Annotated in this window: 7 protein-coding genes and 1 pseudogene; 1 reads left to right on the plus strand and 7 read right to left on the minus strand. The window is 70.9% G+C overall.

Annotation, left to right across the window (positions count from 1 at the left end):
* The 7 genes from D7W81_RS38645 to D7W81_RS43905 form a co-directional block, all read right to left on the minus strand.
* Nucleotides 1-925: tetratricopeptide repeat protein (locus tag D7W81_RS38645; RefSeq protein WP_368773758.1), on the minus strand; the 925-nt coding region annotated here is incomplete at its 3' end.
* 111 nt (nt 926-1,036) lie between these two features.
* Nucleotides 1,037-1,543, minus strand: coding sequence for a DoxX family protein (locus D7W81_RS38650; protein WP_120560358.1), 507 nt, complete (start codon nt 1,541-1,543; stop codon nt 1,037-1,039).
* 115 nt (nt 1,544-1,658) lie between these two features.
* Nucleotides 1,659-2,426: a tRNA1(Val) (adenine(37)-N6)-methyltransferase gene (locus tag D7W81_RS38655; protein WP_244227726.1), complete on the minus strand. Its 768-nt coding sequence runs from the start codon at nt 2,424-2,426 to the stop codon at nt 1,659-1,661.
* Between the two features lie 2 nt (nt 2,427-2,428).
* Entirely contained in the window at nt 2,429-3,382 is a 954-nt protein-coding gene (gene gshB / locus D7W81_RS38660) for a glutathione synthase (RefSeq protein WP_120560359.1), read from the minus strand.
* Between the two features lie 72 nt (nt 3,383-3,454).
* Nucleotides 3,455-5,224, minus strand: a complete 1,770-nt coding sequence (locus tag D7W81_RS38665; protein WP_244227727.1) for a serine/threonine protein kinase — start codon at nt 5,222-5,224, stop codon at nt 3,455-3,457.
* A 295-nt stretch (nt 5,225-5,519) separates the two neighbouring features.
* Nucleotides 5,520-5,846: a hypothetical protein gene (locus D7W81_RS38670; RefSeq protein WP_244227731.1), complete on the minus strand. Its 327-nt coding sequence runs from the start codon at nt 5,844-5,846 to the stop codon at nt 5,520-5,522.
* A 7-nt stretch (nt 5,847-5,853) separates the two neighbouring features.
* Nucleotides 5,854-6,030: a hypothetical protein gene (locus D7W81_RS43905; RefSeq protein ID WP_244227732.1), complete on the minus strand. Its 177-nt coding sequence runs from the start codon at nt 6,028-6,030 to the stop codon at nt 5,854-5,856.
* A gap of 302 nt (nt 6,031-6,332) precedes the next feature.
* Here D7W81_RS43905 and D7W81_RS38680 point away from each other — a divergent pair.
* Nucleotides 6,333-6,706 (plus strand): annotated as a pseudogene (locus D7W81_RS38680) (tenascin-X); the annotation flags it as partial.

A 6,706-nucleotide genomic window follows, 5' to 3' on the forward strand; every position in this document is an offset into this window, starting at 1 on the left:
GGGGAGGGCGGGGGGTGCTGTCCACGGGCTGCGCGAGCTTCGCCTGGAGCGCGGCCTGGTTGCGGGCCTGCGTGAGCGCGCCCTCCAGGTCCGGCTGGTTGGGATTGAGCGCGCGCACCTGCGTCCACTGCGTGAGGGAGTCCGCCCAGCGGCCCTCGACGGAGTAGGCCCAGCCGAGCTCCCAGCGGCAGTCGGTGCGGGACGGCGCGGCCTGCACGCACGCGGACAGCTCCGCGATGGCGGTGCGCGAGTCCTTCGACTGGAGGGCGGCCACGCCCCGGGCGTAGTGCTCGTCCGGGTTGCCCACGGTGGCGAGGCCCGGCGCGGCGGCCTTGCCGTGCATCGCGATGGCGGCGGCGCGCAGGGCTCCGACGCTGGCCTCCACGGCGATGCGGCCTGCTTCAGAGAGGGATTCTGTCTGGCTTTGCGCGGCGCCCGTGGCGGGCACGGTGTCCGTCGCGGGAGTGGCAGGGGAGGGTGACGCGGCCTGGGCGAGACCCGCGGGCATCCGCATCGACACGGGCGTGGCGGAGTCGCTGGAGGCCGTCCCCTTCGCGAAGGTCACACCGGCGGACGCATCCCGCGGCGCGAAGCTCGCGGCAGCGGAGCGGTTCTTCGTGGCGGCCGTCACGGACGCGAGGCCCGCCGCATCCAGCTGCCGCGTGCCGACCCGCGAATCCGCCATCGCGAATCGCACGGACGCGAGGCCCGCCGCATCCAGCTGCCTCGTGCTGCCCGAATCCCCCAGTGCGCTCCGCACGGACGCGAGGCCCGCGGCTTCGAGCTGTCCGGCTCCCACGTTCCGGATGACGGAGCGCACGGAGGCCGTGCCCGCTTCGGCGAGGCGCTCGGTGCTGGAGGCTGTGGAGAAGTTGGGGACGGGCGCGGCGAGCGCCAGCATCAGCAGGACGGACGGGGGGGCCATGGCCCGCGCATCTTACGGGATGCGGCGGGGGCAGGGGTGGCACCGGCGGGCCCGGCTCGGTACCAGCCGGGCAGGCGACACCCCTACACCCCCTGAAGGCCCTGGCCCCTGCTACCCGAGCACGTCGAGCAGCACCGAGCCCCGGCGCTGACGCGGCAGCAGCCGGAAGTGCCTCAGCTCCTTGCGCTTCACCCGCTGCTCCAGCGCGCTGTGCAGCGACACCCGCCCCGGCCCGCGCATCAGCGTGCCCAGCGCGATGGCGATGAGCGCCACGTTGAACTCGTAGCCGCCCTTGGTGACGTCGAAGCCGTTCTTCTTGTGCACCTTCGCGATGGCCATCGCCTGCGTGACGATGACCGACACCGCCGTGAACCGCGTCGCGATGCCCAGGATGGAGCTCACCCCGGCCACCAGCTCCGTGATGCCCGTGGCCAGCACCCACGGCTTGCCGGGCTTGATGCCCAGCTGCTCGAACATGCCCGCGTTCTGCTCGATGCTCTCCTTCTTCAGCTTCGCCAGGCCGTGGTGGATCATCGTCGCGCCCAGCGACAGGCGCGGCGGCAGCAGCGCGGCCGACTTCAGCAACGACGGTTGTTCGTTGAGCATCGTCACGTTCATGGAGCTCTCCTCGTCAGGACACACGCGTCCCGTGGGTGAAGTGCCCCATACGTTGTGACGCATCCGCCCCTCCGGCTCCGACGCTCGCAGGCCCCCACGCCCTGCGGCCGGGCACTCAGCCCCCGTCCCGCTCCGCCAGTGGCACGTCCATCAGCGCCGCCACCTCGCTGCTGTACCCACCGGCGCCCTCTCCATGAACGATGAGCGGCGCACGCACCGACAAGCCCCGGTCCTGGTCCCGCAGCGCCTGCACCAGGAAGCGGGTCGCGGGTGCATCCACCCGCGCGTGCACGGACCGAAGCACCCGGGGGAACAACCGCGCGCCCGCGAGCACCCCCAGCACCTCCGCCAGCCGCGCCGCCGGATACACCAGGCTCACGCCTCCGCCCGGCCGCAGCGCATGCCGCGCCGCCGCGACCACCGACGCCGCGTCGCACGCCACCTCCGACTTGGACACGGCCCGCTCCGCGTCGGGGCTCACCACACCCGCCCGGGCCCGGCGGAACGGCGGGTTGGACACCACCTGCCCGTAGGCCCCGGACGGGAACAGCGTCCGCGCCTGCCGCAGGTCCCCGAGCATTGGCCGCACCCGGCCCTCGCAGCCGTTGAGCGCCACCGCGCGCGTCAGCCGTCCGTGCACCGCGGGCTGGAGCTCCAGCGCGTCCACCGGCCCCGCGATGCCGAACTGCTTCACCAGGAGCAGCGACACCACGCCGCTGCCCGCGCCCAGCTCCAGCACCGGCCCGGGCAGGTCGCCGCCTTCCGTGGCCGCGAAGTGCGCCAGCAGCACCGCGTCCAGCGTGAAGCGGTAGCCCGTCCGGCGCTGGAACACGCGCACGTCCGCGGTGCCAATGGAGTCCAGCGTCTCGCCGTCCTCCAGCACGTTCAGCGCGCGCCGTGCATCCGCTCGGCGACGTCCAGCACGCGCGCCTCGCAGGAGACGCCGTCCAGGTGGCTGGCCTCCACCAGGCCCGTGGGGCTGGTGACGTTCACCTCCGTCAGGTAGTCGCCCAGCACGTCGATGCCCACCAGCGTCAGCCCCTTCTCCTGGAGCGCGGGCTTGAGGCGCTGGCAGATGAGGAGGTCGCGCGCGGTGATCTCCGCCTTCATCGGCGTGCCACCCGCGGCCATGTTGCCCCGGTGGTCCGCGTCCGACGGCACGCGCAGCACCGCGCCCACGGGGTCTCCGTCCACCAGGATGATGCGCTTGTCGCCCAGGCGGCTCTCCGGCACGTACGCCTGCGCGAGGATGGGTTCCTTCCCGCCCTGCGTGAGCAGCTCCACCATGGAGCGCGCGTTGCGGTCCCCCGGCGCGAGGAAGAGGATGCCCTTGCCCCCGAACCCGTCGATGGGCTTCAGGATGGTGCCCTGGGCGTTCTTCGCCGCGAACTCCAGCACCACGGACAGCTCGCGCGTGACGCGCGTCTCCGGCATCAGGTCCGGGTAGTTCAGCGTGAAGAGCTTCTCGTTCGCGTCGCGGATGCCGGACGGGTTGTTGATGAAGATGGGAGAGCGGTCCGGACACAGCTCCACCAGCTGCGTGGCGTGCAGATAGTCCGCGTCCACCGGCGGGTCCTTGCGAAGGAAGAGCACGTCCAGCTTCGACAGGGGACGCACGTCCTCGCTCAGCACGTCGAAGTGGCGGCCGGGTTCACGCCGCACCTTCACCCGGCGCATGCGCGCCTCCGAGCACCGGCCGTTGAAGCGCAGCCACCCCTGTTCGAAGTAGTAGACGTCGTGCCCCCGCCGCTGGGCCTCCAGCATCAGCGAGAACGTCGTGTCGTGGTCCACCCGCACGCTCTCGAGCGGGTCCATCAGGAAGCCAAGGGAGAAGGCCATGAGGGGGCGGAAGATAGCGGACCCCCTCCGCCCGTGCCGCTCCTTCGCGCGTGCATCCGTCCAGCCTGGAACTCAGCGGCCGGGCAGCTCCCTCAGCTTGAGGTTGAGGCGCACGGGCTTGCCTGCCTCCACCGGCACCGCGAGCACGCGGCGCTTCTTGTCCTCGCCCACGAGAATCAGCTCCGCCTGGCCCACCGGCAGGGAGCGCTTCACCAGCGGCGCGCGGCCCAGGGACTTGTTGTTGAGGAAGATCTCCGCGGGCTCGTCCAGGAAGAGCGTCACCTCGCCCTTGTTCTTGCGGCCGCGGCTGCCCCGGTTGGAGTCGTCCCGGTCGGGGTCCCGGTCCTTCACGCCCCGGTCCTTCGTGGCGGCCCGGTCCTTGTCCTTGTCCTTGTCCACTTCCGCGGTGGCCACGTCCGTGTCGGGCACGGGGGCCTCGCGCGGCCGGAGGGGGACCATCGCGCCCAGGTTCGCGGGGGTGGGTGGAGGCGCCGACTCCTCGGCCTCCAGCAGCTTCGTGAGCCGGAACGCGCCGTAGGCCAGGCCCAGGAACAGCGACAGCGACAGGAGCGCCCACACGGCGCCCAGCTTCGAGCGCTTCACCGGAGGGGCGGTCTCGTCGCTGCCGGACTCCTCCGCGCGCAACTTCGCGATCTCCGCCTTCTTGCGCGCCTCCACGACGCTGAGCGCGTTGGCCTTGCGCTCCGGCAGGTAGGGGCCGTCATCCTTCTGGAGCGCCCGCTTCGCCGACGCCAGCACCTGGCTGCTCGTCGTGACGTCCGCGCTCTCCAGGAGCGAGCGCGTGGCGGCCATGCGCTCCGCGAACAGGCCCTTCATCAGGGCGGCGCGCTGCTCGGCGTCCATCAGCTTGCCGCCGGACGCCTTCTCGATGGCGCGCGCCATGTCCCGCCCGGACGGGTAGCGGCGGTCCACGTTGCGCTCCAGCGCGCGCATCACCACGCGGGAGATGTCCTCGGAGATGTGCGGCAGCAGCACGGAGGGCCACGGGATGGCGTCCTCGAGGATCTTCACCATCTCGTCGCGCTCGGTCTTGCCCGCGAAGAGCCGCTCGCCGGTGATGAGCTCGTGCATCACCACGCCCACGGAGAACAGGTCGCTCCTGCCATCCAGCGGATCGCCGCGCACCTGCTCCGGGGACATGTAGCCGGTGGTGCCCTTCACCGTGCCCACGCTGGTGCGCTCCAGGCTGTTCTTCGCCTTGGCGATGCCGAAGTCGAGCAGCTTCACGGTGCCGTCGTAGGTCACCATGATGTTCTTCTGCGCCACGTCGCGGTGGATGACGGGGCTCGCTTCACCGCCGGGGGACGTGAAGGTGTGCGCGTAGTGCAGCGCCAGGCACACGTCGCGGGCCACGGACAGGGTGAAGGCCAGCGGCACCGGCTGGCGCTTCTTCAGGCACGCGCTGGTGACCTGGTTGAGGTTCTGCCCGCCGATGAACTCCATGGCCAGGTAGAGCCCGTCGTCCTCCTCTCCCAGGTCGAACACCTGCGCGATGTTCGGGTGGTTGAAGGCCGCGGTGATGCGCGCCTCATCCAGGAACATGCGGACGAACTGATCATTGGAGCGCGCGTCCGGGAGGATGCGCTTGATGACCACGTACTTGCGGAAGCCGCCCGGGCCCGACGTGTAGCCCAGGAACAGCTCCGCCATGCCGCCCACGGTCAGCTGCGTGAGCACCTCGTACTTCCCGATGCGCTCGCCCCGATGGAAGTCGATGAGCTCATCCTCCAGCGCCTTTGGAAAAGGGCGCCCGCGTCGTGAAGAAGCCGGGCCGGACCATAACAGGGCTGTTGCATCCGGGGTCGTTCCTTGGCGGCGCATGCCCGCTCCAGGCCCCCCGAGGTCCCTGTGGATCACCTGTGGAGGGTGTGGACGGGCCTGTGGACAACCGGGGGCCTGGAAGCCCCGCTGTGGATGCCCGGGGATAACCGGCAGTTTACCCACATGTAGCAGATCGCCGATTCGTGAATGAATCCGGAAGCTTGCTGACTTGTCCCCAACTCGGCTGCCCCTACTGCTTCCACCAGTTGATCAATACTCCAATTAGACTGGTGAAAAGCAGTAGGGCCCGTGCACAAGTCGGAAGAGCGCAGGGCTTCCCGTGAGGGACACGCTGCTACAGGAGCGTGGCGCGCAGCCGCTCCAGCAGACTGGGCAGATCCTGGAGCAGCTGCCGGTCCAGGTCCTCCAGTGCGGCGCGGTGCATGACCAGGTCCTCGGGTTCCCGGTCCGCGGACATCATGCGATGCAGGCCGCGCAGGCGCTGGTTGCGCATCACCAGGCGGGCCAGGGTGTCGTCCAGCTCCTCGGCGAGCTCGGCGTCCAGGCGGAGCTCCTGGCCCACCAGCTCCCGGAGCTGCTCCACGCGGTAGGTGAGCTCCCAGCTCTCCTCGTAGCCCGCGCGCCGGGGCAGCATCTGGCCATACGTCCACCGCTCGTTCACGCGCCCTCTAGTGCGGCCTGGGCCGGGTGAGGCCCGTCAGGGAGAGCCGGGTGCGCATCGGGTCCAGCTCCACGTGCATCCGGCAGTCCGCCACGTCCAGGCGCAGGGTATAGGGAGGACAGGGCGTGTGCCCCGAGTGATTCTCGGAGGCCTCGGTGCCCATGCGGAACAGCTCGGCCAGCACCGCCTGTCTTACTTCCGCCGACAGCCCGTCCACGGTGGACTGCACGCCCCGGGCGATGAGCACCGTGAACGCCTGCAATCCTGGAGAAACGTGTAAGTGGCCGGCCAGGGTCATCCCTGGGCCCGTTGCCAGAACCGTACCCTGCGACATGCCTGTCGTTCCGGGGGGTTGGAGGGACTCAGGACCCTTGGGGCTGAAAAAAACTCAGGCACGGGAGTGCCCAATCCTGAAACCCCGGGGGGTGGGGTGCCATGCGACAGGGGGATGGAGAGCGGTGCTATAGGCACGGACAGGAGGCTCGGATGGCGCGCACGCGGACGGTGGGCAGTGGGGGCCAGACGGCGGCCCTGGCAATGGCCCTGGCGGCCCTCCTGGCCTTCGGGAGCGCCTGCCGGGACGAACCCCCGCTGACGGGCGCCCGGAGCCTCCTGCGGGTCTCCCAGGAGTCCGTGGCGTTCCCGCCCGGCTACCCCGGGGTGGAGCGCCAGGTGGAGATCCGCGTGGTGAACGCGGGGCGGACGACGCTGGACGTGGACTGGACGTCGCTGGCGGCCCCGTTCTCCGCGGACGGGCTGCCCACGCGGATGGCGCCGGGCGAGGTCCCGGTCCGGCTGTCCTACCGGCCTGTAGCCACGGGCGTGCTGACGGCGACGCTGGTGGGGCGGGCGCCGGGGGG

Origin of the sequence: Corallococcus aberystwythensis (assembly GCF_003612165.1) — a bacterium.
Classification (GTDB): Bacteria; Myxococcota; Myxococcia; order Myxococcales; family Myxococcaceae; genus Corallococcus; species Corallococcus aberystwythensis.

What these genes read in the sequence shown, in the direction of transcription:
- D7W81_RS38650 (WP_120560358.1), bottom strand. Translation starts at nt 1,543, where the DNA reads ATGAACGTGACGATGCTCAACGAACAACCGTCGTTGCTGAAGTCGGCC.
- gshB (WP_120560359.1), bottom strand. Translation starts at nt 3,382, where the DNA reads ATGGCCTTCTCCCTTGGCTTCCTGATGGACCCGCTCGAGAGCGTGCGG.
- D7W81_RS38665 (WP_244227727.1), bottom strand. Translation starts at nt 5,224, where the DNA reads ATGCGCCGCCAAGGAACGACCCCGGATGCAACAGCCCTGTTATGGTCC.